The 24107-nt window shown below is 38.5% G+C and carries 24 protein-coding genes; 13 read left to right on the forward strand and 11 right to left on the reverse strand.

Annotated features, from left to right (window positions below):
* Positions 1-755: 755 nt before the first annotated feature.
* On the forward strand, positions 756-1484 hold the full coding sequence (locus tag AAHF87_RS03300; RefSeq protein ID WP_342147004.1) for a hypothetical protein: 729 nt from the start codon (positions 756-758) through the stop codon (positions 1482-1484).
* On the opposite strand, the gene ftsB is transcribed toward AAHF87_RS03300, so the two are convergent.
* From ftsB to kdsA, 3 genes are read right to left on the reverse strand one after another with little or no spacing between them, the layout of a single operon-like run.
* The gene (gene ftsB / locus AAHF87_RS03305) at positions 1481-1783 is read right to left on the reverse strand and encodes a cell division protein FtsB (RefSeq protein ID WP_342147006.1); all 303 of its coding nucleotides are present in this window, start codon (positions 1781-1783) and stop codon (positions 1481-1483) included. The two genes, AAHF87_RS03300 and ftsB, sit on opposite strands and share 4 nt — an antisense overlap.
* A gap of 4 nt (positions 1784-1787) precedes the next feature.
* Complete coding sequence (gene eno, locus AAHF87_RS03310) at positions 1788-3095, reverse strand: phosphopyruvate hydratase (RefSeq protein WP_342147007.1); 1308 nt, start codon at positions 3093-3095, stop codon at positions 1788-1790.
* Positions 3096-3103: 8 nt separating this feature from the next.
* Positions 3104-3937, reverse strand: coding sequence for a 3-deoxy-8-phosphooctulonate synthase (gene kdsA / locus AAHF87_RS03315; protein ID WP_342147008.1), 834 nt, complete (start codon positions 3935-3937; stop codon positions 3104-3106).
* Between the two features lie 200 nt (positions 3938-4137).
* Here kdsA and AAHF87_RS03320 point away from each other — a divergent pair, with 200 nt between their 5' ends.
* Entirely contained in the window at positions 4138-5277 is a 1140-nt protein-coding gene (locus AAHF87_RS03320) for a hypothetical protein (protein ID WP_342147009.1), read from the forward strand.
* Here AAHF87_RS03320 and AAHF87_RS03325 read toward each other — a convergent pair.
* The 3 genes from AAHF87_RS03325 to ccmA all read right to left on the reverse strand — a co-directional run bounded on the left by AAHF87_RS03325 (position 5264) and on the right by ccmA (position 7490).
* Positions 5264-6004 carry a heme ABC transporter permease gene (locus AAHF87_RS03325; RefSeq protein ID WP_342147011.1) on the reverse strand — a complete coding sequence of 247 codons (741 nt, stop codon included), beginning with the start codon at positions 6002-6004 and terminating at the stop codon, positions 5264-5266. The genes AAHF87_RS03320 and AAHF87_RS03325 overlap by 14 nt on opposite strands.
* Before the next feature lie 159 nt (positions 6005-6163).
* Entirely contained in the window at positions 6164-6853 is a 690-nt protein-coding gene (locus AAHF87_RS03330) for a heme exporter protein CcmB (protein WP_342147012.1), read from the reverse strand.
* The gene (gene ccmA / locus AAHF87_RS03335) at positions 6843-7490 is read right to left on the reverse strand and encodes a cytochrome c biogenesis heme-transporting ATPase CcmA (protein ID WP_342147014.1); all 648 of its coding nucleotides are present in this window, start codon (positions 7488-7490) and stop codon (positions 6843-6845) included. The genes AAHF87_RS03330 and ccmA overlap by 11 nt, the downstream gene beginning before the upstream one ends.
* Before the next feature lie 156 nt (positions 7491-7646).
* On the opposite strand from ccmA, the gene sohB reads away from it, so the two are divergent.
* The 8 genes from sohB (at position 7647) to rlmH (ending at position 16251) form a co-directional block, all read left to right on the forward strand.
* A complete protein-coding gene (gene sohB, locus AAHF87_RS03340; RefSeq protein ID WP_342147015.1) occupies positions 7647-8654 on the forward strand; it encodes a protease SohB in 1008 nt (335 codons plus the stop codon).
* Positions 8655-8883: 229 nt separating this feature from the next.
* A complete protein-coding gene (lnt, locus tag AAHF87_RS03345) occupies positions 8884-10398 on the forward strand; it encodes an apolipoprotein N-acyltransferase (RefSeq protein WP_342147017.1) in 1515 nt (504 codons plus the stop codon).
* A gap of 81 nt (positions 10399-10479) precedes the next feature.
* A complete protein-coding gene (leuS, locus tag AAHF87_RS03350) occupies positions 10480-12981 on the forward strand; it encodes a leucine--tRNA ligase (RefSeq protein WP_342147018.1) in 2502 nt (833 codons plus the stop codon).
* A gap of 134 nt (positions 12982-13115) precedes the next feature.
* Positions 13116-13649: an LPS assembly lipoprotein LptE gene (gene lptE / locus AAHF87_RS03355; protein ID WP_342147020.1), complete on the forward strand. Its 534-nt coding sequence runs from the start codon at positions 13116-13118 to the stop codon at positions 13647-13649.
* Positions 13650-13799: 150 nt separating this feature from the next.
* Positions 13800-14819, forward strand: coding sequence for a DNA polymerase III subunit delta (holA, locus tag AAHF87_RS03360; RefSeq protein ID WP_342147022.1), 1020 nt, complete (start codon positions 13800-13802; stop codon positions 14817-14819).
* Complete coding sequence (nadD, locus tag AAHF87_RS03365) at positions 14816-15442, forward strand: nicotinate-nucleotide adenylyltransferase (protein WP_342147023.1); 627 nt, start codon at positions 14816-14818, stop codon at positions 15440-15442. The genes holA and nadD overlap by 4 nt, the downstream gene beginning before the upstream one ends.
* A complete protein-coding gene (rsfS, locus tag AAHF87_RS03370) occupies positions 15439-15774 on the forward strand; it encodes a ribosome silencing factor (RefSeq protein ID WP_342147024.1) in 336 nt (111 codons plus the stop codon). The genes nadD and rsfS overlap by 4 nt, the downstream gene beginning before the upstream one ends.
* Positions 15775-15780: 6 nt before the next feature.
* A complete protein-coding gene (gene rlmH / locus AAHF87_RS03375; RefSeq protein ID WP_342147026.1) occupies positions 15781-16251 on the forward strand; it encodes a 23S rRNA (pseudouridine(1915)-N(3))-methyltransferase RlmH in 471 nt (156 codons plus the stop codon).
* A gap of 35 nt (positions 16252-16286) precedes the next feature.
* Here rlmH and AAHF87_RS03380 read toward each other — a convergent pair whose 3' ends face one another.
* From AAHF87_RS03380 to glyA, 5 genes are all read right to left on the reverse strand, one after another.
* A complete protein-coding gene (locus AAHF87_RS03380) occupies positions 16287-16769 on the reverse strand; it encodes a phosphatidylglycerophosphatase A family protein (protein ID WP_425287993.1) in 483 nt (160 codons plus the stop codon).
* 208 nt (positions 16770-16977) lie between these two features.
* The gene (thiL, locus tag AAHF87_RS03385) at positions 16978-17949 is read right to left on the reverse strand and encodes a thiamine-phosphate kinase (protein ID WP_342147027.1); all 972 of its coding nucleotides are present in this window, start codon (positions 17947-17949) and stop codon (positions 16978-16980) included.
* Between the two features lie 31 nt (positions 17950-17980).
* Positions 17981-18427, reverse strand: coding sequence for a transcription antitermination factor NusB (nusB, locus tag AAHF87_RS03390; protein ID WP_342147028.1), 447 nt, complete (start codon positions 18425-18427; stop codon positions 17981-17983).
* Complete coding sequence (gene nrdR, locus AAHF87_RS03395; protein ID WP_342147870.1) at positions 18402-18902, reverse strand: transcriptional regulator NrdR; 501 nt, start codon at positions 18900-18902, stop codon at positions 18402-18404. Before nrdR ends, nusB begins: the two co-directional genes overlap by 26 nt.
* 149 nt (positions 18903-19051) lie before the next feature.
* Positions 19052-20335, reverse strand: a complete 1284-nt coding sequence (gene glyA / locus AAHF87_RS03400; protein WP_342147030.1) for a serine hydroxymethyltransferase — start codon at positions 20333-20335, stop codon at positions 19052-19054.
* 343 nt (positions 20336-20678) lie between these two features.
* Between glyA and ettA the strand changes: the two genes are divergently transcribed.
* The 3 genes from ettA to AAHF87_RS03415 all read left to right on the forward strand — a co-directional run bounded on the left by ettA (position 20679) and on the right by AAHF87_RS03415 (position 24034).
* Complete coding sequence (ettA, locus tag AAHF87_RS03405) at positions 20679-22358, forward strand: energy-dependent translational throttle protein EttA (RefSeq protein WP_342147032.1); 1680 nt, start codon at positions 20679-20681, stop codon at positions 22356-22358.
* Positions 22359-22406: 48 nt separating this feature from the next.
* On the forward strand, positions 22407-22883 hold the full coding sequence (gene tsaE, locus AAHF87_RS03410) for a tRNA (adenosine(37)-N6)-threonylcarbamoyltransferase complex ATPase subunit type 1 TsaE (protein ID WP_342147034.1): 477 nt from the start codon (positions 22407-22409) through the stop codon (positions 22881-22883).
* A gap of 92 nt (positions 22884-22975) precedes the next feature.
* A complete protein-coding gene (locus tag AAHF87_RS03415) occupies positions 22976-24034 on the forward strand; it encodes a bifunctional glycosyltransferase family 2/GtrA family protein (RefSeq protein ID WP_342147035.1) in 1059 nt (352 codons plus the stop codon).
* Positions 24035-24107: the final 73 nt, after the last annotated feature.

Genomic DNA, 24107 nt, shown 5'->3' on the forward strand with positions numbered 1-24107 from the left:
TTCCCATCACTTGATCGTTATAAAACTAGATCGCGATAGTCTACGGATTGCGAGCGTGTTGCGCGCCGTAATCCAGGAACTTAAAGTAGACTCTAGGTATTAATCCTTTTTAGCCAGTAACAAAGTAAAATCAGCATAGCTAAATCACTATGGTCTAATCCACATAGCTTATTTTAAATAAAAACAACTCTTACTATCCACTCTATCGAGGATATTCGTTATAATGGATAAACTTAACGAGATGTTTCCTTTATTGTAGGCTTGAGTTGTGTCTATAAAATAATGATAGATATACTCTTCGCACTTGAATTTTTGGCTGTATTGTCGCTCAACGCGCAATCCTCATGTATATTATAGGGACAAAGGTTGCTCCTTTTCGCGGCGCCTTGCCAAAAATTTAATTGCTTTGAGCATAGTTTTAAATGTCATGAAAACTCAGCTTAAATTTAAAGTAAACATCAACTACTAACCTGTTATTTAAACTCCAGGGTATTTTTATAGCTATTATTAAAAATTTTTTAGCACTATTTCAGTTAAGCCGGAAAATTTATTTATTTTAGATAAGTAATGTTAACCGGTGAACTAAACTATTTTTAGTTAATTTTTTAACCCTATTTTTAAATTATTAAATGCAAAGAATCTACATAGACAAAGTACCTACAATAAAAAATGTAACGCTCAAGTTATTTAGTCTTTTATTAAGACTAAATATTATCTTAATAGATATTTTATGTCAAATTTAGTAAAGGAAGATAATGAAAAAGCATCCTAAGTCCAAAAAAGAAAAAAACACTATAGTGTCAATGGATATTCAAGAACGTGCCAATCGATTAAGATTTTTGCGTAAAATGTCGCATCTTTCGATGAAAGAATTTGCTCAACATTGTAATCTTGGCTTAACCACTGTTAACTATTGGGAACAAGGATATAGTAGTGTCACTGAACGTGGGGCACAAAAAGTCTGCAAGTCTATGCGTGAAGAAGGCATCGAGTGTTCGGTGATCTGGTTAATGACAGGTTATGGCGAACCGCCGAAGGTAACTGATTCAAGTAAACTTTCCAAATTAAATTATAAAAATCTTGCTTCATTAACCAGAACCTCTATTAGTGAAAAGAAATTTGATTACCCGACGGAAAATACTGAAATTAAAGAGGAATTAGCACTTTTTAGAAAAAATTATCCTGAGCATCTGATCTATCTAATTGATAATGAGAGTATGCATCCACTTTATAGCCCTGGTGATCTCGTCGCTGGAAAAAAATTAACGGATAAAAATATGGAGCTGGCTCATGGTGCAGACTGTATCGTTGAAGTTGAAGGAAGAGAATTATTGATTAGACGCGTAAAAATTGGTCATGTTGCTAATAGTTACGATCTGTATGTTGTTAATTCGGATGCTTCCTTAGAATTTCCGCCTTTACGCAATATCAAAGTATTATCCCTAGCACCGATTATCCGAATCTGGAAACCGGTTAAATTTTAATGGGTGTTTACTGAGTGTTTCTGTTCTGGCTTTTCCACTAGCATATAAAATAGCTCGTTAGGTTTTACCATATTCAGATCGCGACGTGCGTGCGCTTCTAATGCGACTTTACCTGACTTAAGATCCTTGATTTCTGCCACCATCGCCGTATTGCGTTGGCCCATTTGTGCATTTTCTTTCATTTGCTGAGCAATCTGTTTCTTAAGTTGATGTACTCGCCATACGCCATCTTGTACAAACCATAGTTTGTATTGCAAACTTAAAAAAAGTACGGTCAAAATAGCTATGAGAGATTTCATTGATTTAAGCATTTAAAAAACGTGAAAAAGCATTTTTACCGGCATAATTCACCTGATCCTTCTTTGCAAGCTCTGCTTCAATACGTAATAAGCGATTGTATTTAGCGGTTCGATCGGTCCGACACGCCGAACCGGTTTTTATCTGTCCTACACCCGTGCCGACGGCTAAATCGGCTATTGTAGTATCTTCTGTTTCGCCCGAACGATGTGAAATAACTGCAGCGTAATGCGCTTGTTTCGCTAAGCTAATCACCTCTAAGGTTTCGCTGACTGTGCCAATCTGATTCAACTTAATCAGAATAGCATTGGCTAATTTTTTATCTATTCCCTGCTGAAATAAAGCCGGATTAGTTACAAATAAATCATCTCCGACCAGTTGAATTTTTTTACCCAGTCGTTGCGTGAGTTGCATCCAACCTCGTTCATCGGATTCGGCCATACCATCTTCTAAGCTAATAATAGGATATTGTTGCACTAAATGCTCTAAATAGGTAATCCACTGTTCGGCATCTAATTCCTTATTTTCTAAACAATATTTCCCTTGATCATAAAATTCATTACTGGCGGCATCCAATCCTAAATAGATATCCTTCCCTGGCTTATATCCCGCTTGTTGAATAGCCTCTAAAATACTTTCTATCGCTGCATGGTGCGTCTGAAAATCAGGTGCGAAACCTCCTTCATCGCCCACATTGGTATTGAAACCTTGTTTTTTTAAATAGGATTTTAAACAATGAAAAGTCTCTACACCCCAGCGTAAAGCTTCACTGAAAGTCGGTGCGCCTAGCGGTAAGATCATAAATTCTTGTATCGCTAAGGGATTATCGGCATGGACGCCCCCATTAATAATATTCATCTGCGGAACTGGCATTAGGTATTTCTTATCGTGTTGACCCATCAGCTCAGCAATGTGCACATACAGTTCTTGTCCTTGGGCTAAAGCAGCGGCTTTCAGTAAACCTAATGAAACACCCAAAATAGCATTCGCGCCTAATTTTTCTTTATTATCAGTTCCATCAAGTTCTTTCATTAAATGATCTAATGTTTTTTGATCAGTCACTTCCCTTCCAATTAAATTTTTCCGAATCGGTCCTAAAATATTTTGGATCGCTAATAAAACACCTTTACCTTGGTAACGATCCGATCGATTAGTATCTCTTAATTCTAGAGCTTCTTTTGAGCCTGTCGATGCACCCGAAGGTACACTAGCGTCTGCTTTTAATCCTGAATCCAAGATGACTTCGACGGCAATAGTAGGATTAGCCCGCGAATCTAAAATTTCATACGCTTTAATCTCAGCAATTTTTGACATACTTCTACCTATAGCGTTGTTTCTATTAAATTGGTTTTTTTTACGATGGCATCTAGCTCTTTCAAGGTAGTTAACAGTTCAGCTATTTTTGCCAATGGCCATGAATTGGGTCCATCGCTCAATGCTTGCTCTGGGTTGGGATGGGTCTCCATAAAAAGTCCAGATATGCCAACCGCCACTGCCGCACGTGCTAATACTGGTATAAATTCGCGTTGGCCTCCTGATGATCCACCTTGACCGCCGGGCAATTGTACAGAGTGTGTCGCATCAAATACCACTGGACATTGCGTTGCGCGCATAATGGCCAATGAACGCATATCGGAAACAAGATTATTGTATCCGAAAGTCACTCCACGCTCACAAACCATAATTTGTTTATTCCCTACTTGACGGGCTTTCTCGACGACGTATTGCATATCCCATGGAGAAAGAAACTGACCTTTTTTAATATTAACCGGTAAACCTTGCTGCGCGACTTTTTGGATAAAATTAGTTTGTCGGCATAAAAATGCGGGCGTTTGCAAAATATCGACTACGCTCGCCACTTCATTTAAGGGTGTGTCTTCATGAACATCGGTGACTATGGCAACACCTAATTCCTTTTTTACTTTGGCTAAAATAGCTAAGCCTGCCTCTAAACCCAAACCACGAAAACTGTTAGCTGAAGAGCGATTTGCTTTATCAAAGGAGGATTTATAAATAAAGGGGATATTCAATTTATTGGTTATTTCTTTTAAGCGTCCAGCGGTTTCCATCGCTAACTGTTCGCTTTCCACCACGCAAGGCCCTGCCATAACAAATAAAGGTTGATCAATACCGACTTCAAAATTTAGCAATTTCATAATAATAATTAGCGCAAAATCAAAGGGTCATAGTTTACTCTTAAACTTAATGAAGTCCTACCCCCTTTAGCAACTGAGAGCGGATTAAAATCCGGTCAATAGTAACCTTTAGTAAATGAAATTATCGCAAGAAAAAATATTTTTTAAAAAATTTAATTTGGTGTTAATATGGTAAAAAATAATAATAAGGTAGTATGAGAATGCACTTCATAAATAATAAAATTATATTCTCAAATAAAGAAAAAGAACCTACTCTTTTTAAAAAAAGATTGCCTTTTAATTTAATTAAAAAAACAAAAAAAAGCTTATGGCAAAAGGTAACAAAAAAGCGCCGTCAACAACTTAGCAACAATAGTTTAGGAATCAATAAAAATTTATTTTTTAACGAGCATAAACCTTTAGTCGAATATCAATTAAAGGAAAGCTTGTTGGCTTTTCTCCCTCAATATCATGCAGAAAACGCCGTCCATAAACTCTATCAACATTATATACAAAATAATAAAGTTAATGAACATGCCTATTTGCATTTTTACAATAGGCTATCCGCAAAAATTGATATTTTAAAAATCATCGATGCCGATCACGGAAAAAATATTGCTTTAAACCCAGATATCGTGACTAAGGTGATCTCTATATTGACCTATTCCGCTGGGCTGGTTTCTTCTGCCATATTTCACGCTATCGGTGCCGTCACTCGACATGGAATAAGCGAAATAAGTGATATGAGAAAAATTAAAAGTGCCAAAAACAAGCTCAATCATTGGATAACTGATCTGAATTTCATTAAATTACTCAGCATTATACTGACAAAAACCCTTGAGCCAGATTTCGCGCACCAAGAAAAAATTGACTATTTTTTAGATGAACAATTTTTAATATTTTGGTCTTTGTTTAAAAAACAAGCCAAAATTGATACTGAAATTCCCGATTTAACCGATTTTTGGTCTACTTGTTTAGTTGAGTATGTTAAAGAATTAAAATGTCCACTATTAAAAGCCAACTTCGAAGGCTGCTTAAATAAAATGCTTGCGTCAGTTAAACTTCCCCATCGAGAATACATGCCGAACTTTACTGAGACAAATCAACCAAGTCTCGCTAAGGGTTGCAGCGCACCGAACCAAGAAAATATTTTTCTTGCTCAATTATTACTACAAATGATCATTAGTCATTATTTAACACGACTGCTAGAATGTAATCAGATCGCTAAAATACAACTACAATCTGCCGCTTGCGCATCGACTTTTTGGCGCTATGGAAACAGTAATTTTAGAGATGATTTTAATCGACCTAGCCCTGCCATTAGTTCAACATTTTCACCTGGACCCATTACATGTCATTAACTTGTTTGAGTTTAATATATTGCTGTAAAATTTCGCAGCGGATATGTAATAATAAAACAACAAAATAAAAGCTTATAAAGGCTACTAGCATCGATAATAAAGGATAAAGCATAGAAGGCTCGATTAATGAAGGACTTAAAAAATGTAGTGTGGCGCCTTGATGCAACGTATTCCACCAATAGACTGAATAATGAATAATGGGAATATTGGCTAAACCTAACATCAGCAATATCGCTGTCGCTTGCGCTGCAATATGGCGCTCAGGAATGGCGGAACGTAAAGCAATAACACCTAAATATAAAAATAATAAGACGAGTTCCGAAGTTAAACGCGCATCCCAAACCCACCAAGCTCCCCACATTGGTTTAGCCCAAACACTTCCTGTTAACAACGCTAAGAAAGTAAACCATGAACCTAAAAAAACACTACCGGAAACAATCAACTCTGCTAATTTGATACGAAAAATTAAACCGATGACAGAGAAAAATGCCATAATAAAATAAATAAACAACGATAAAAACGCGCTAGGCACATGAACATAAATAATGCGGAAAGCATCTCCTTGTTGATAATCCGCAGGGGCTAAATATAAACCCCCTATCGCTCCATAAATACCAAATACTAATAAAGATAAAGCAAAGATGGGAACTAAATAGTTGGACAATGTATAAAAGTGATGTACTGCGATATATCGGTAGATTTTATTTCTTTTTCTTACACGATTCATTTTATTATTCCCTTAAAAATTCTAGTACGAAGAGTATACTCACAGCAATTGGATTTTTTGACAAGGCGCCGCAAGAATGATGCAACCGGAGTGTATTTAAGATACATGAGGATTGCGAATTGAGCGGCAACACAGGCAAAAATTCTAGTGCGAAGAGTATTAAGCAAAAGCGATACCTAAACGCAATATTTTACTTATAACCAACGGCGATAAACTCATACTCAGGACCATTAACACACCTAACCAAGCTAAAGCTCCATTGGCAGACAATCCCATGCTCGCCAGCGTAACTGCACTGCTGGCAAAAATTAATACCGGAATATAAAAGGGAATTATTATCAATACTATTAATAAGCCACTATGACGTAGACCCAAGGTTAAGGCGCGAGCAATGCCGCCCAGAAATATTAACGTTGGAGTGCCGAGTAAGATACTGAGATATAAGGTCTTTAGCGCCACGACCGGAATAAACAAGCTTAAACTCAAAATCGGCGTCACAAGAAACAAAGACACACTAATCACTAAACAAAAAACGATTAATTTAATAAATAATACTAAAGCAAGTTCATTCGGCAGTAAAATAAGCTGCTCCAAATCACCCTCTCTCCAATCATTTCGAAACAGTTGATCGAGCATTAATAATACTAAAAATAATTCTACCACCCAAAAAATTCCAGGGGATATTTTTTCTAATAAAACAGGATCGGCACTTATACTTAAAGGGAATAAAATAATGGCTAAAATCAAAAATAATAATGGGTAAATCAATTCTTGATAATTACGAAAAATAGCTAATAACTCGCAACGTAAGTTGGTTCCTAGTTTTAAAAAAAAATTATCATTTAACATGGTTAGCGTCTAAAAAAATTGTTTTTATTTCTGCAGATGATGTATAAGCCACTTGATGACTAGTAAAAACTATGGTTCCGCCTCTAGCGCTTTGTTTTTCCATCAAACAGGATAGAAATGCAATTCCTGCTTTATCTAGAGAAGTAAAAGGTTCATCCAAGATCCAACAGTCCGCTTTGATCAATAACAATTTCGCTAAATTCAAACGCCGTTGTTGACCCACTGAAAGCTGCGTTAATAACGTTCCTGAACAATTTTTTAGATCTAATTGTTCTAACACTTGTTGAATATCATGCAGTGCTCTTTGTTTAGATTGCTTATGGATTAAATTACGTCTAGCCAAACATAAATACAGATTTTCAATTGGCGTCAGAGCTGCTTTCATACCTAAACGATGGTTAACATAGAGTAAATTTTCAGTAAAATTTACTCTATTTTTCTCAATTGAGATTCCATGCCACAGAATATTTCCTGTTAAAGGAATACGTAATCCAGTTAATATCTGCAATAGCGTGGTTTTACCTGAACCATTAGCACCGACTATATGCAATATCTGTCCTGGAAAAAGTTGAAATGTAAGTTGTTTAAACAGAACTCTGTCATTACGTGCATAGCCAAGTCTCTCCACGGTTAACACTATTCAATCCTTGATAAATATCGATTTTCAGACGCATTTTTGTTCGATGTTTCTGTTTTTATATCTGTCTATTTGGGGTAGTGTAGTTCTATTGTATACACAACGAAGCGTAAGTTATATTATTCCTTTTCCAGACTACTTAAAAGGCCAAATGCCATGTCATTTCTTCTCCAATATGTTGTATTTCTAGCGAAGCTCTTTACCTTGGTAGTCGCTATTTTGATAGTTACCGCCGGCGTTTTTTCTATTGCTCGCAAAGCAAAAGAACAAAACAAGAATAAACTTTGCGTTAAAAAACTTAATAAAAAATATCAAGAATTTGCTGAAACCTTAAACTCGGAAATTCTTAATAAAAAACAACTCAGAAAATATGCTAAAGAACAAAAAACTAAATTGAAAAAGACTGCTAAGTTAGTAAAAAAACGGGTATTTGTTTTAAATTTTCAAGGTGACATCAAAGCTACAGCCGTTAATAATCTACGCGAAGAAATCACCGCACTGATACAAGTGGCTACGCCTCAAGATGAAGTGGTCTTACGCTTAGAAAGTGGCGGGGGGATGGTTGCTCCTTATGGCTTAGCCGCTTCGCAGTTACAACGTTTAAAAGATAAACGCATCCCTTTGACAGTTACCATAGATAAAATAGCCGCAAGTGGTGGATATTTAATGGCCTGCGTCGGTGATAAAATCTTAGCGGCACCGTTTGCGATTATTGGTTCTATCGGAGTCGTGGCACAACTTCCTAACTTTCATCGTTTTTTAAAAAAAAGAGATATTGATTTTGAATTGTTAACCGCAGGAGAATATAAACGTACCCTCACCATTTTTGGAGAGAACACACCCAAAGCACGTGAAAAAACCCTGCAAGATCTGGAAGAAATTCATCATCTTTTTAAAGCCTTTATCCAAACTAATCGTAAACAAGTCGATATGGCTGAGGTTGCTACTGGGGCGCATTGGCTGGCAAAAGATGCTTTAGCACTCAATCTAGTGGATGAACTCATCACCAGCGATGATTATTTAAGTTTGTTGGCAGGTAGTGATAAAGCAGAAATCTATGAATGCCAATATCTGACTAAAAAATCAGTGGCAGAGAAATTAAGCGGTAATGTACAATCGGCTCTTAGTAAATTAATGTGGTTTAAAACTAGCGCTCGCTCTTGAAGACTAAACCTTCGCTATAGCAGCTTTAAATCTGTAAAAGATGTATCATTTAAATCGGTTTCTTGAAAAACCCCTTGCATAACCCAGTGATAGGCTCAAGTTCGAGGCAAACGATAGTCGAGGATCGGAGTTTACATGAGTAAATGAGGGCCGTAGACTGGCGTTTAACGATGAAATTAAGTCTAGCACGCCGGTTATGCAACTGGCCTACTCGTTCTTATGCAATTTTATGATCTACTATAAAGAAATAAGCGCGCTCATTGCTGGCGGCTTGCTAGCCTTCGCTTTTGCCCCGATGGGTATTTATCCTTTAGCTATTTTTTCACCCGCTTTATTGTTATTACTCTGGATAAATAGCTCAGCGCAACGTGCTTTTATTTTGGGATTAATTTTTGGTATAGGTTTTTATGGTATAGGTGTCTCATGGGTATTTATTAGTATTCATGAATTTGGCCATACTTCTGTTTTTTTAGCTTCCTTAATTACTGCGCTATTTATTTTTATTTTAGCTTCATTTACCGGCATCCAAGGTTTTCTGTTAAATCGTTTTTTCCCTAGTAATACGTTCACCAAGCTTTATTTAATCTTTCCTAGCTCTTGGGCATTAGCAGAATGGGTGCGGAGTTGGATATTGACTGGTTTTCCTTGGCTATTACTAGGCAGCAGCCAAGTAAACACGCCTCTCAGTGGCTATGCTCCGATTTTTGGAATCTATGCACTCGCATTTCTAATCGCTTTGTCTGCCAGTTTATTGCTTACTTTATTCTGCCCTTTTTTAAATAAATATTTCGATTGTCAGTTTGATCTAAAAAATTTTCATTATTGTCGCCCCTTATTTGCGCTGATAGGCTTATGGGCGATAGGTTATGCCTTAACTTTTATCCCTTGGACACACGTTCAAGGGAAACCAATTCAAATCAGTCTGATACAAGCTAATATTCCCCAAGAAGTAAAATGGGAGCCTGAATATCAAAAAGCATCATTAATACATTATCAGCAATTAACACAATCGCATTGGAATAGTCGACTCATCATTTGGCCAGAAGCTGCCATTCCTCTCTTACAAAATCAAGCACAAGCTTTTTTAAAACAGCTTGACCAGCAAGCCAAACAACATAAAACCACACTGATTACTGGAATTCCTATCCAGAAAGGCTTTCAATACTACAATGGCATGTTAGCCTTAGGCCTGGATCATGCCACTTACTATAAACAACGACTGGTTATCTTCGGTGAATATCTCCCTTGGTGGATTATCTGGGCTCATGGCTTATTAAATTTATTAGATATTCCGATGTCTAGTTTTTCACCAGGACCCAATCACCAACCGGCATTCAACGTAGCCAATGTGGATTTGGGCACATTTATTTGTTACGAAATTGCTTATTCCGGTTTAGTACGGCAAGCATTGCAAGACCATGCTCAGTTATTATTAACCATAAATGATGATGCTTGGTTCGGGCATTCTTTTGCTTTAGCTCAACATCTACAAATTGGTCAGTTTCAAGCCTTAGCCACCGGACGCTATTTAGCTTTCCTAAGCAATACTGGCCTAACAGCAATCGTGACACCTAAAGGAAAAATTATAGCGCAACTTCCTGCCTTCGAGAGCGGTGTACTAACCAGCTTGATCTATAAAAGTGTCGGTTTAACTCCCTGGGTGTATCTAGGCGATGGTCCCATTATTATCTTTTTAGTAGGATTATGTATCTTATGTTACGCTTATCGAAAAGGTTATACTTAGTCCGATATACTTCGGTTAATTCAGGCTCACAGACTCAAGCCTTATCCAAACGGCTATCATATAAAACAAGGTATTAGCCACATGCAAGAACAATATCAACCATTAGCACTTGAAGCTGACATCCAAAAATTTTGGGAAGAGCATCAATGTTTCAAGGTCACTGAAGATCTTAATAAAGAAAAATTTTATTGCCTCTCTATGTTTCCCTACCCTAGCGGTCATTTACACGTAGGTCATGTTCGTAATTATGTGTTGGGTGATGTCATTGCGCGCTATCAGCGCATGCTAGGTAAAAATGTTTTGCACCCCATCGGTTGGGATGCTTTTGGATTACCTGCTGAAAATGCTGCGATCGAAAAAGGAATACCACCCGCCAAATGGACTTATGCCAACATTGAGCATATGCGTAAACAATTTAAACAACTCGGCTTAAGTTTTGATTGGAGTCGAGAAATTACTACGTGTAAACCCGATTATTACCGATGGGAGCAATGGCTTTTTATTCAATTACTTAAGAACGGCTTAGCCTATAAAAAAAACGCCGTGGTGAATTGGGATCCTGTTGATAAAACCGTATTAGCGAATGAACAAGTGATTGATGGTCGCGGTTGGCGTTCTGGTGCACTTGTAGAACGTAAAGAAATTCCGCAATGGTTTTTAAAAATCACCGATTATGCCGATGAATTATTAAATGACCTTGATACTTTAGAAGCATGGCCTGATGAAGTCAAAACCATGCAGCGCAATTGGATAGGTCGATCTCAAGGCTTAACGATTCAGTTTACAGTTGATCATCCTGCATTAGACTCGATTGAAGTTTTTACTACCCGTCCTGACACTCTATTTGGCACTACTTTTATCGCGGTTTCGCCTCAGCATCCGATTGCACACTATGTCGCCAAGCACGATCCCAAGTTGCAAGCTATCATTGCCCGTTATCAACAAATCCCAACATCTGAAGAAGCCACTGCGCATTTAGAAAAGAAAGGTTTTAGCACTCAACTCAACGCCTGCAATCCACTGACTAAGGAAAATTTGCCGATATGGATTGCCAACTTTGTCAAAACTGACTATGGCTCGGGAGCGATTATGGGAGTGCCTGCTCACGATGAGCGCGATTTTGAATTCGCAAAGAAATATGATCTACCAATACGCCCGGTCATACTATCCGCTCAGTCACACGATTATCAGTCAGCTGCGCTTATTTCGCATACTGGAACATTAATGAATTCGGGTCCTTATACCGGATTAAGTGTTGAATTAGCCTCTGTAACGATTGCAAAACAATTAATAAAAGAAAAAACCGCTGTGCATACCACCCATTACCGACTTCGTGATTGGGGTGTTTCACGTCAACGTTATTGGGGAACACCTATTCCTATTATTTACTGTCCTACTTGTGGTGTAGTTCCTGTTCCAGAAGAAGATTTACCTGTTGTACTTCCGGAAAGCATAGAATTTAAGGGCGTTGGTTCGCCTTTAAAAAATATGCCTGAGTTTTATCAAACCCACTGTCCTACGTGTAAACAGCCAGCCACCAGAGAAACAGATACTCTAGATACGTTCGTCGAATCTTCATGGTATTACGCACGTTTTGCCTGCCCGACGCAAAACAGAGCCATGTTAGATGACAGAGCAAAATATTGGACGCCTGTTGATCATTACATTGGCGGCATTGAACATGCGGTATTACATTTACTCTATGCGCGTTTTTTTCATAAAGTATTACGCGATTTAGATTTACTGAATTCTAATGAACCCTTTACACGCTTGCTGACACAAGGCATGGTGCTCAAAGACGGCGCAAAAATGTCTAAATCTAAGGGAAATACTGTCGATCCTGCCAAACTGATGTCACAGTATGGAGCGGATACTTTACGATTATTTATTTTATTCGCGGCCCCTCCTGAGCAGTCCTTAGAATGGTCTGATGCAGGTGTCGAAGGCGCTTATCGATTTTTAAAACGTTTATGGGCTTTAGCGTATGGCAATTCTTGGATAATGGAACTCAATGAAACGCATAAACATAGTTTCACACAGGCCATCGATTGGACAAAAATTCCAAATGAATATCGTAGTTTACGTCGGCAAATTCATGAGATTTTACAAGTTGCGCGCAATGATTATGAACGGCAACAATTTAATACCGTTATTGCCAGTTGCATGAAACTTTTGAATACGCTACAAACAGCCAGCCATTTATTACACTCTACTAATGATGATGATGCAGCACTCACGCTTAAACATTTAATCTGGCAAGGTTTAAGCATATTACTACGCTTACTAGCCCCTATCGTTCCCCATATAGCTCATGCTTTATGGAAGGAACTCAAATTTTGCGGTTTAATTAGTAAGGCACAATGGCCGAAAGTGGCGGCTGATGCTTTAACCGTTGAAAAAATTGATTGGGTGATACAAGTAAATGGTAAATTACGTGCACAATTATCACTTGATATACACTATAACGATGAAACACTGAAAGCGATTATTCTTAATGACCCCCAAATCAAACGTTATACTGAAAATCAAACGATTAAAAAAATCATTATAGTCCCCAAAAAATTAGTTAATATTGTCATTTAAAATGAGTATACTCACAGCAATGGGATTTTTGGCAATGCGCCGCGAGAATGAAGCAACCTTCATTTATCAAGATACATGAGGATTGCGAATTGAGTGGCAACACAGACAAAAACTCAAGTGCGAAGAGTATATTTATGACGACTCGTTGGTACCCGTTATTATTTAGTCTTATTTTTAGCTTCATGCTAACTGCTTGTGGCTTTCAATTAAGAGGTCATTGTGAGTTTTCCTTACCTTTTCATACGCTTTCTTTGGAATCTGATCAGCCCTATAGCAGTTTCACCAAAGAACTACAAAAAGCATTAGCGGCGGCAGGTGTTCATACCGCACTCGCGACTCCAGCATCCCCCCGGTTAAAAATCCTTGCACAAAACTTTACTCGCACGACTACCAGTCTAGGAAATGCTGGACAAACAACCACTTATTTGCTTGTTTATAATATTTTATTTCAGATCATAGATTGTAAGGGCCATGTTTTATTGGCACCACAATTAATACAAGCCACACGAACCTTTTCGATTACTTCCAATCAACTTGCCGGTGATCTGAATACGGAAACTGATTTACAAGAAAATATGCAGCAGGATGTTATTCAACAACTGTTAATTCGTTTAGGTTCCCCAGAGTTACGCCAGCAGCTTCGCTGCAGTACTTGCCCTCAGCAATGATCTATTCGATCTCTTGCATAAGCAAGTGATAGGCTTGAGTTCGAAGCGAACGATAATCGAGGACCGAAGTTTACATAAGTAAATGAGGACCACAGAGTAGCGTTAACGATGAAATCAAGCCTATAACGCAGGTTATGAAAGAGATCTATTATGCAATGTCGATATGAACAGTTACATCAGCAATTAAATAAACCTAATTTAGCATCGATTTATTTTGTAGCCGGTGAAGAAATAGTATTAATTCAAGCAGCTTGCAACGCCATACGCCTAGCAGCAAAAAACGCAGGTTTTATCGATCGACAAGTATTTTATGCCGACGCGCATTTTAATGCTTCCTCGCTAATTGGCTGTATGAATAATTATGGACTATTTGCAGACCGACAACTGCTAGAACTACATCTATCACAAGGCTACTCTGAAGCTATCACACAAACGCTCACACTCTATGCTAAAAATCCTCCTTCCAATAAACTTTTACTCATCATAGCCGGGAAGCTGGATCGTCGCTTACAGCAAACTACTTGGTTTAAAAGTATTGATAAGGTAGGTTTAGTCATTCCCATATGGCCCCTGCAAACCTCACAATTATTTAGATGGGTAACAGAACGTTTTCACGCCATGGGTTTAAAAGCAGAAAAAGCGGCTATTGAATGCCTAATTTTTGCTACCGAAGGAAATTTATTAGCGACCGCGCAAACAATAGAGAAACTTAGTTTATATTTTAACGAAAAAGCTAATGTCATTACGACTGACATGATAACGCAAGCACTCAGCGATAGCGCACGATTTGATCCTTTCAAACTAACCGATGCTGCATTAGAAGGAAACTCTGAACGTTGTTTACGCATCTTAGCACACCTAAAAGAAGAAGGTGTAGAACCTTTATTAATTTTATGGGCACTGAGTCGCGAATGTCGATTATTAGCTTCTTTTTCCTATAAACTTAAGCAAGGCCAAAATTTAATAACGCTTTTTAAAGAACAGCAGGTATGGGAAAAGCGTCAAATATTATTTCAACAAGCCTTAACGCGTCACCCGCTTACGCATTGGTATCGATTACTAGGTCTTGCCAGCCGCATTGACCAACTTATAAAAGGGATAGGTAACGGTCAAGTTTGGAATGCTTTACAGACACTTAGCCTCGAATTTGCAGAGCCCAGCAACACATGATAGGTATATTTGGGGGCAGCTTCGATCCCATCCATTATGGGCACTTACATGTTGCATTAACTCTCTATCAACAGCTCCGTTTGAACGAAGTCCGTTTCATTCCTTGTAAGAATTCAGTTAGTGACAAAAAAATAGTGGCTAGCGGACAACAGCGACTTACCATGCTGCAACTTGCTTTACAACCCTATTCATATTTTTCGATTGACCAAAGAGAACTACGCAGAGCCACTCCTTCTTACATGATAGAAACCTTAGCTTCTCTACGTCTAGAATTAGGGAATACGCCCTTGGGCCTTATTTTAGGATATGATAATTTAGCCACATTAGATCGCTGGCAGCAATGGACCTCGCTAATCGATTATGCACATTTATTAATTGTGCCTAGACCCGATCAGGCTAAATCTTATCCTAAGGAAATCCACGCTTTTGTTGAAAGCTATCAAACTTTGAATCCTTTGTTATTATCTCAACAACCCGCTGGATTATTATTCATGACTGATGTAAAAGCTTTACCCATCTCGGCCACTTACATACGCCAGACCATTGCGAGTGGTAATTACCCTGTTGGTTTATTACCTCCTGCCGTCCTGGATTACATTTTGGAACAAAAGTTATATTTATGATACAACCTACTTTAAATAAAGATCTGCAAACTGACCTAGTCAATTTATTAGAAGATCACAAAGCAAAAAATATTACCGTCCTCGATGTCAGTAAAATTACTGACATTACCGATCTGATGATCATTTGCACCGGAAACTCTAATCGGCATGTTAAAACCTTGGCACAATATTTAATCTCAGCAGCCAAAGCCAAAGGCATGACCATCTATGGGATTGAAGGTGAGAAGGAAGGGGAATGGGTATTGATCGATTTAGTCGATGCAATTATCCATATCATGCTACCTCAAGAGCGTGAATTTTATAATCTTGAAAAGTTATGGAGCCAACCCTAGAGAACCATGATCCTTCATCTAATTGCCGTAGGAAGCCGATGCACCTCATGGGCAGAAGCGGGTTTTCAAGATTATCAGAAACGTTTACCGGCGGAATGTAAGCTTAATTTAATAAGTATACCGCTCAGTAAACGTAATAAAAATTCTCAAATCTCTAAACACGTTGCCGAAGAAGAAAAAAAAATATTAGCTGCCATTCCCAAGCGCTCTCGTGTCATTGCTTTAGACGTCAAAGGACAGATGTGGAATACTCAACAATTGGCGCAAACTTTACAACAGTGGCAGCTAGAAAGACAAGATGTCAGTTTGTTAATTGGTGGCCCTGATGGTTTAGGTGACACTTGTATAAACCATGCTGAGCGTATTTGGTCACTCTCCCGTTTGACACTTCCGCATGCATTGGTTCGAATTGTTGTAGCAGAGCAATTGTATCGCGCTTGGAGTCTATTAAGTAATCATCCTTATCACCGAGAATAGAATTTACTCTTCGCACTTGAATATGTGATTGCTTTTTAAAATAAATGAAAATGATAGATTAGCTGTAACACTATCCAAGCATACACGCCCGCCATTAAATCATCGACCATGACGCCTATTCCACCCGGCATTTTGCGATCTATCCAAGCGATAGGCCAAGGTTTCACAATATCAAACAAACGAAATAAAACAAAACCAATCGCTATCCATAACCAACCTTTCGGCGCAGCAAACATAGTTAAACCGAATCCACATATTTCATCCCAAACTATCCCTGAATAATCATGCACACCTATGCCTCGCTCTGTAATGTCGCAAATCCATACTCCTATCAAAGTGGCGAATAGCAAAACCAATCCGTAATTTACTAAAGAAAAGGACTGTATGAAATAATACAAGGGAATAGCAACTAATGTTCCACAGGTACCCGGCGCAAAAGGTGATAGTCCAGCACCAAACCCAAAAGCAATTAAGTAGATAGGATGACTAAATACCTTGCGCACTAGATCCTTTTGCATAATTTTCTCACATAAGTACCATATATAGTTTACTCGTCATTGCGAGCGCGGAGCGCGCGGCAATCTACTGGATGGCCACGCTCATCACATCCGCTCGCCCGGTGTTTTCCCGGTTTTCACCCTTGGCGTATCATTTTATCCGCGAAACTCTTGGAAAAAGATTATATACTGATTAGAAGCCATGGCGAACAGATAACAGCGCTTATTATTAGATAAAATGTTGAAATCCGGTTTTATCAATACTAAAAGTTGCTCCATTGTTCCCAAGCAATATTAATCCAGGTTCTTTTTTAATAGTCCCTATACAGTTATAGCGTGTATTCAATGCAGTTAAATGTTGTTGTAACATCCTTTCATGCGATTCTGGCACGGTAAAACATAATTCATAATCGTCTCCTGAATTTAACGCCAATTGCCATGCTCTTTCGAGTGGTAAAGCTCGCAGACTATCTGATAAAGGAAGTTTTTCTAATTGCAGAATCGCACCTACTTGATTGGCAGACAAGATATGTCCCAAATCGGCCGCTAATCCATCTGAAACATCAATAGCACTGCTTGCAATATTCCTTAGCGCTAAGCCTATCTCGACTCGAGGTTCTGGTCGATGTAAACGCTGCATGACTGCAAGAATTTGTGAAGATGTTAGTTCTAAGCAATCTTTTTTATTTATTGTTTCTAGCGCCAAACCTGCATCACCTACGGTTCCAGTGACATAAATGCGATCACCTGGGCGTGCTCCGATACGACATAAAGCTTTTCCCGGCGGAACAAACCCCAAAGCTTGAACGGTAATTGTAAGTGGCCCTTGCGACATATCTCCCCCTACCAATTGCAATCGGAAACGTTGCATTAAGGGGAAAAAGCCGTCGGTAAATTTTCGGAGCCAAATTTCATTGGCGTTAGGTAAAGTAAGTGCCAATAATATCCAGGCTGGTTCAGCACCCATTGCAGCGAGATCACTCAAATTAACGGCTAATGCTTTATACCCAATATCTGCCGGGGGTGTATTTTCAGGAAAATGTCGACCTGATACTAATGTGTCGGTACTTGCCACCAACTGTTGGCCAAGTGGCATTTGCAATAAAGCAGCATCGTCGCCTATGCCTAAAACAACATCTTTACGATTACTTGTTTCTTGATTAAAAAAATGTTGAATCAAATCAAATTCATTAAAAGACATTATTAATTGATGATGAGAAAATAATTATCAATTATTTACATTCCGTAGGGCGATTTTTTTTTGCTAGTAAATGTAAAATTCCATTAACATATTTATAACTATCGGTAGCACCAAACATTTTTGCCAGCTCGATAGATTCATTTAAAACCACTTTATAAGGGACTTCGGCACATTGAAGTAATTCATAAGCAGCCAATCTTAAAATTGCCAGTTCTACCAAATCTAATTCTTTTAGTGGACGATCGAGACATTCCTGTAAATGCTTATCTAATGATATTTGATCCTGTAAGACTCCTTGAACCAACAAAAGAAAATAAGCAGTATCTACACTCACCATTTCCTCTTGATGCAAAAATCTAGCTTGAATAACAGAAAATTTTTCCTGCGTTAAATGCCATTGATAAATGGCTTGCATAGCAAAACGTCGTGCGCGTTGTTTTGGCTTAAAATTATTATTTTTTTTCGATTTCAGTGTCATGAGCTTGTTTTTTATTAGCAGAAATATCTTGTTTTAATTGTTCAATCGCTTGATTGAATGCCTGTATATCCTGAAAGCTGCGATACACCGAAGCAAATCTTACATAGGCGACGGGGTCTAAATCACACAGCTCTTCCATAACCCACTCACCAATTTGTCGAGAAGAAATTTCACGTTCTCCCAAGGAGCGTAATTTTTTCATTAAACGTAAAATTATCGCCTCCACTTGCTCGCTGGAAATCGGTCTTTTTTCTAGGGCTTTGAGCATACCCGCTCTTAATTTTTCCTGATCAAATGCACTGCGTGTATTATCACGCTTGACCACGCGCGGCAATCCTAGCTCAGCCGATTCAAAGCTACTAAAGCGTTCATTACATTGTAAACACTCACGACGACGCCTGACCTGCTGACCATCACTACTCAGACGCGAATCGATCACTTTAGTATCTGCTTCATTACAAAATGGACAAAACATCATTGTTTCTCTAGAAAAAGATTTCTGAGCTCCGAGTGTATCTTCAATTGTGCAAGGACAGGTCCAAAAACATTATTTTTTAAGTATCGTAACGGCACACTCACAATAGTATGAGTAACGAAACGCAGAAAAATAGCGGTTTTTGGCCATCATTGTGCAATTGAAGACACCCTCGTGGCGGAGTATACTGGAAATTGACCGCATAGTGCCATGACTTGTTTTCTGACCTTTTCTATCGTCGCAGGGTCTTTTAGATTTTCGAGCACATCACATACCCAATGCGCGACTTGTTTCACCTCTTTTTCTTTTAAACCTCTTGTCGTCATGGCTGGCGTACCGATACGTAAACCACTGGTAACAAAGGGTGAGCGAGGATCATTAGGCAGCATGTTTTTATTTAACGTAATATTGGCTTTTTCTAATATCTCTTCTGCTTCTTTCCCGGTGATATTTTTTGCTATCATATCGATTAAGAAAAGGTGGTTATCAGTCCCGCCCGAGACGACTTTATAACCTTTTTGCAACATCACCTCAACCATAGCTTTTGCGTTAGCTATCACTTGTTGCTGGTAGACTTTAAAACTTGGCTCTAAAGCTTCTTTAAAAGCGACGGCTTTACCGGCAATAACATGCATCAACGGTCCGCCTTGTTGCCCTGGAAATACGGCTGAATTTAATTTCTTTTCGATTTCGGGATTTGAGCGCGCTAAAATTAAGCCTCCTCTCGGCCCACGTAAAGTTTTATGTGTGGTACTTGTCACCACATCGGCAATGGGAATGGGTGAAGGATACAACCCGGCTGCCACCAGTCCAGCCACATGAGCCATATCCACCAAAAAATAGGCGCCCACTTCATCGGCAATATCTCTAAAACGTTGCCAATCCACTACTCGCGAATAAGCTGAAAAACCCGCAATAATTAATTTAGGTTTGTGTTGTTTTGACAGTCGTTCTACTTCATCATAATCAATCAATTGTGTATCGGACGTTACACCATAAGAATAAGCTTGATACATTTTTCCCGAAAAACTCACTTTTGCTCCATGCGTTAAATGCCCACCATGCGCTAAACTCATCCCTAACAAAGTATCACCGGGCTCAAGCAAAGCCATATAAGCTGCGGCATTTGCCTGAGAACCAGAATGCGTTTGTACATTGGCATAATCCGCTTGAAATAATTCCTTTGCCCTATCGATAGCTAATTGCTCGACAATATCAACATATTCACAACCGCCATAATAGCGTTTACCGGGATAACCTTCTGCATATTTATTCGTCAACACGGAAGCCTGTGCTTGCATGACTAACGGACTGGTGTAATTTTCTGAAGCGATTAATTCCAAATGGTCTTCCTGACGCTTGGCTTCTTTGCGCATTGCAGACCATAAATCAGGATCAAAATCGCTAATAGTTTCTCGTAAAAAATAAGACATGATGATTTAATCCTTTTTGGGGATGACAAAAAATTTATTATTAATAAAAATTCTATTTATTTTACTTGCTTTTTAAGCACTAATCAAAAACTAGTTTTTGACTTCACGTAGGGTAGGAAATGAGTCCGTCATGCAAAACTATTCTGCTGTGTGCGACTGCTTAACTCAACTAATAACAAGCAAATTGATCTAGCGCTGAGATCTATATGGCGACCGTTCCCCTTACATTTCTACCTAAAAATAACCGAATTTAGTAGGATTAGGGCTACAAAAAATCTGGCTAGTTCAAGCTAATGTTGCTAGTATTCTCTTTTTCTAATAATCCATTAATTAATTCTAAGTTATGTCACAACAATATATCTATACCATGCAAGCAGTGAGTAAAATCGTTGCGCCTAAAAGGGAAATTCTAAAAGATATTTGGCTATCTTTTTACCCCGGAGCAAAAATTGGGGTCTTAGGGCTGAATGGTGCTGGCAAATCAACCTTACTACGCATTTTAGCGGGGGTGGATAAGGATTTTGTAGGTGAAGCGCGGGCATTACCTGGAACCAAAATAGGTTTCTTACCCCAAGAACCACAATTAGACCCACTTAAAGATGTGCGTGGCAATGTGGAAGAGGCCATTGCCGATACTAAAAAACTATTGGATCGGTTTAACGAAATTAGCATGAAATTTGCTGAACCGATGAGTGAAACGGCAATGAATCAGCTATTTGAAGAACAAGGTGAATTACAAGCTCAGATAGATGCACAAGGTGGATGGGAATTAGAGCGTAAACTGAATATTGCTGCGGACGCGCTATGTTTACCTCCATGGGATGCTCAAGTGACTCAACTTTCCGGTGGTGAACGCCGCCGTGTTGCTTTGTGTCGACTATTATTATCTAACCCTGATATGTTGCTATTAGATGAGCCCACTAACCATTTAGATGCACAAAGTGTGGCATGGTTAGAGCGTTTTTTACATGATTATCCAGGCACCGTCATTGCTGTAACCCATGATCGTTATTTTCTAGATAATGTAGCCGGCTGGATTTTGGAGCTCGATCGCGGTCATGGCATTCCCTACGAAGGAAACTACTCCTCTTGGTTAGAGCAAAAACAAAAGCGTCTCGCTCAAGAAGGCAGACAACAAGCCGCTCATGAAAAAAGCTTAAAGGCTGAATTGGAATGGGTAAGGACTAACCCGAAAGGTCGGCAAGCAAAAAGCAAAGCCCGGCTCGCACGTTTTGAAGAGCTTAGCTCGCAAGAATTTCAAAAACGCGCCGAAACTCAAGAGCTCTATATCCCACCCGGATTACGCTTAGGCGATTCGGTATTGGAATTTGATCACCTTACTAAAGGCTTCAACGGACGCGTACTAATCGATGATTTTAGCTTTACCGTGCCTAAAGGTGCCATCGTAGGCATTATCGGTCCAAATGGTGCTGGAAAATCCACTTTATTTAAACTGATTATGCAACAAGAACAGCCCGATAGCGGCCACATCCATCAAGGCGCTTCAGTACAGCTTGCTTATATCGATCAAAGTCGTGATTCACTAAACCCTGATCATAGCGTATGGCAAGAAATCTCTGAAGGACTGGATATTATGACGATTAATCAATTTCAAATGCCTTCTCGCTCCTATGTTGGGCGCTTTAATTTTAAAGGTTCTGACCAGCAAAAATTAGTAAAGAATCTTTCCGGAGGTGAGCGTAATCGTGTCCATTTAGCCAAATTATTGCGTGCCGGAGGCAACGTGTTACTTCTCGATGAGCCTACCAATGATTTAGACGTAGAAACTTTACGTGCCTTAGAAGAAGCCCTGTTAAGTTTTCCCGGTTGTGCCTTGGTTATTTCTCATGATCGTTGGTTTTTAGATAGAATCGCGACGCATATCCTATCTTTTCAAGACAATAATCAAATAGAATGCTTTACCGGTAATTTTTCTGACTATGAAGCCGATCGTTCAAGTCGCCTAGGTGATCAGGAAGCTCAATCAGAAAAAAAAATGAAATTTAAAAAATTAACGCATTAACGGATGCTGCTTATTTTTCAGATTTCATCGAATGCTCTAGAGTGATTTATGACTTGCACGTTGCTTAAAACAGAAAAGGAAACCGTACAGTTAGCCAAAGAATTTGCCAAATTCTGTCCTAAAAATAGACGATTGATCATTTTTTTAAATGGCGAACTAGGCGCAGGCAAAACATTCTTTGTGCGTGCTCTCGTAAAAAGTTTAGGTTTTCCAGGCTTAGTCAAAAGCCCTACCTACACACTAATGGAAACTTATGAGATAGCGGGTTACTTTGTTTATCATCTCGATCTCTATCGTTTGCAATCCGCCAACGAGATACTCGACATGGGGCTTTACGATGAATTTGGTCACGCCGCCATTTGGTTAATAGAATGGCCTGAACGTGCTGTAAACTTTCTACCCAAACCCGATATTGTTTGTCATATCGATTTGATCGATATGAACCGACAATTTCGATTCTTTGCCAAAACCCCTGAAGGTGAACAAACCTTATCCTTATTCGATACTTACCTAATGAATCATTGACTTTAGATTTAAGCTTTGCAACCTTCTATTAAAGTGAATCTTATAAAGGACTAGTCTCCTCTATCTCTTTTACTTATACTCAAGCTATGTTAATGGACTTCTCTTATCCAACTATTCTTATTCCTGCTTACCAGCCTAACGATAATCTGGTAACACTGATAAAATCTTTACGCGAAAGTCAATCTAAACAACGGATTATTGTGGTAGATGATGGATCGGATGTTGATACGCAAAACATTTTCTCAAGAATTCAAGCTTTTAATATCGAACTTCTGCGCCATTCAAAAAATAAAGGTAAAGGTCAGGCATTAAAAACAGGATTTCAGCATTGGTTATCCACCAGTCATCCCAAAGAATTAGGCATCGTCACTGCGGATGCTGATGGGCAACATCTTCCTCACGATATTCTTCATCTCTCCACCGTTTTCATGCAAAAACCTTCTGATCTATATTTAGGAAGACGTACATTTAACCAAGCACCGATTCCCTGGCGTAGTCGATTTGGCAATAAATTGACTAAATATATTTTACGCCTATTTAGTAAAACTATCTTAGAAGATACGCAAACCGGTTTACGCGTCATTCCTCGGGAATTATTATTACCTTTATTAAATTCGAATGCGCGTGGTTATGAATTTGAATTAGAAATGTTATTAATTGCCGAAGATCACCAAGTCAATATTCAAGAAATCCCGATAAAAACGGTGTATTTAGATCATAATCGTTCATCTCATTTTAATCCTTTAATAGATTCAATCAAAATTTATTTTGTGTTTATCCGCTTTGCTGCCATTTCCTTAATTTCAGCGGCCATTGATTTTGCTTTGTTTTTCTTAACCTACTGGCTTAAAAAAAATATATTTCTAGCAGTATTATTGGGTCGTATTTTATCGGCCACTTTCAATTTCAAATTAAATCAGCACCTCGCATTTAAAAGCAAAAATCACTGGTTACCTGCTGCGCTGAAATACACCGCACTAGCCAGTTTTTTAGGGCTTATTGCTTACAGTTTAATTACATTAATCCATGGTTTTGGAATAAACGTATATAGCAGCAAAATTATTGCGGAAATTGCATTATTTATCCTTTCATTTACCATACAGCGTTTTTTTATTTTCAATAAATCTCCAATATTGGATATCAAAACTTAAATTCTGCAAACAATCCACCAATAAAATCCGATTATTCAGCTAGTGCTAAAAATTTGATAGAATTACCGTCTTT

Origin of the sequence: Rickettsiella endosymbiont of Aleochara curtula, assembly GCF_964030935.1 — a bacterium.
GTDB lineage: Bacteria > Pseudomonadota > Gammaproteobacteria > Diplorickettsiales > Diplorickettsiaceae > Aquirickettsiella.

Coding starts and splice junctions, on each gene's coding strand:
- AAHF87_RS03300 (WP_342147004.1), top strand. CDS start 756: ATGAAAAAGCATCCTAAGTCCAAAAAAGAAAAAAACACTATAGTGTCA.
- ftsB (WP_342147006.1), bottom strand. CDS start 1,783: ATGAAATCTCTCATAGCTATTTTGACCGTACTTTTTTTAAGTTTGCAA.
- eno (WP_342147007.1), bottom strand. CDS start 3,095: ATGTCAAAAATTGCTGAGATTAAAGCGTATGAAATTTTAGATTCGCGG.
- kdsA (WP_342147008.1), bottom strand. CDS start 3,937: ATGAAATTGCTAAATTTTGAAGTCGGTATTGATCAACCTTTATTTGTT.
- AAHF87_RS03320 (WP_342147009.1), top strand. CDS start 4,138: ATGCACTTCATAAATAATAAAATTATATTCTCAAATAAAGAAAAAGAA.
- AAHF87_RS03325 (WP_342147011.1), bottom strand. CDS start 6,004: ATGAATCGTGTAAGAAAAAGAAATAAAATCTACCGATATATCGCAGTA.
- AAHF87_RS03330 (WP_342147012.1), bottom strand. CDS start 6,853: ATGTTAAATGATAATTTTTTTTTAAAACTAGGAACCAACTTACGTTGC.
- sohB (WP_342147015.1), top strand. CDS start 7,647: ATGTCATTTCTTCTCCAATATGTTGTATTTCTAGCGAAGCTCTTTACC.
- lnt (WP_342147017.1), top strand. CDS start 8,884: ATGATCTACTATAAAGAAATAAGCGCGCTCATTGCTGGCGGCTTGCTA.
- leuS (WP_342147018.1), top strand. CDS start 10,480: ATGCAAGAACAATATCAACCATTAGCACTTGAAGCTGACATCCAAAAA.
- lptE (WP_342147020.1), top strand. CDS start 13,116: ATGACGACTCGTTGGTACCCGTTATTATTTAGTCTTATTTTTAGCTTC.
- holA (WP_342147022.1), top strand. CDS start 13,800: ATGCAATGTCGATATGAACAGTTACATCAGCAATTAAATAAACCTAAT.
- nadD (WP_342147023.1), top strand. CDS start 14,816: ATGATAGGTATATTTGGGGGCAGCTTCGATCCCATCCATTATGGGCAC.
- rsfS (WP_342147024.1), top strand. CDS start 15,439: ATGATACAACCTACTTTAAATAAAGATCTGCAAACTGACCTAGTCAAT.
- rlmH (WP_342147026.1), top strand. CDS start 15,781: ATGATCCTTCATCTAATTGCCGTAGGAAGCCGATGCACCTCATGGGCA.
- AAHF87_RS03380 (WP_425287993.1), bottom strand. CDS start 16,769: ATGCAAAAGGATCTAGTGCGCAAGGTATTTAGTCATCCTATCTACTTA.
- thiL (WP_342147027.1), bottom strand. CDS start 17,949: ATGTCTTTTAATGAATTTGATTTGATTCAACATTTTTTTAATCAAGAA.
- nusB (WP_342147028.1), bottom strand. CDS start 18,427: ATGACACTGAAATCGAAAAAAAATAATAATTTTAAGCCAAAACAACGC.
- nrdR (WP_342147870.1), bottom strand. CDS start 18,902: ATGTTTTGTCCATTTTGTAATGAAGCAGATACTAAAGTGATCGATTCG.
- glyA (WP_342147030.1), bottom strand. CDS start 20,335: ATGTCTTATTTTTTACGAGAAACTATTAGCGATTTTGATCCTGATTTA.
- ettA (WP_342147032.1), top strand. CDS start 20,679: ATGTCACAACAATATATCTATACCATGCAAGCAGTGAGTAAAATCGTT.
- tsaE (WP_342147034.1), top strand. CDS start 22,407: ATGACTTGCACGTTGCTTAAAACAGAAAAGGAAACCGTACAGTTAGCC.
- AAHF87_RS03415 (WP_342147035.1), top strand. CDS start 22,976: ATGGACTTCTCTTATCCAACTATTCTTATTCCTGCTTACCAGCCTAAC.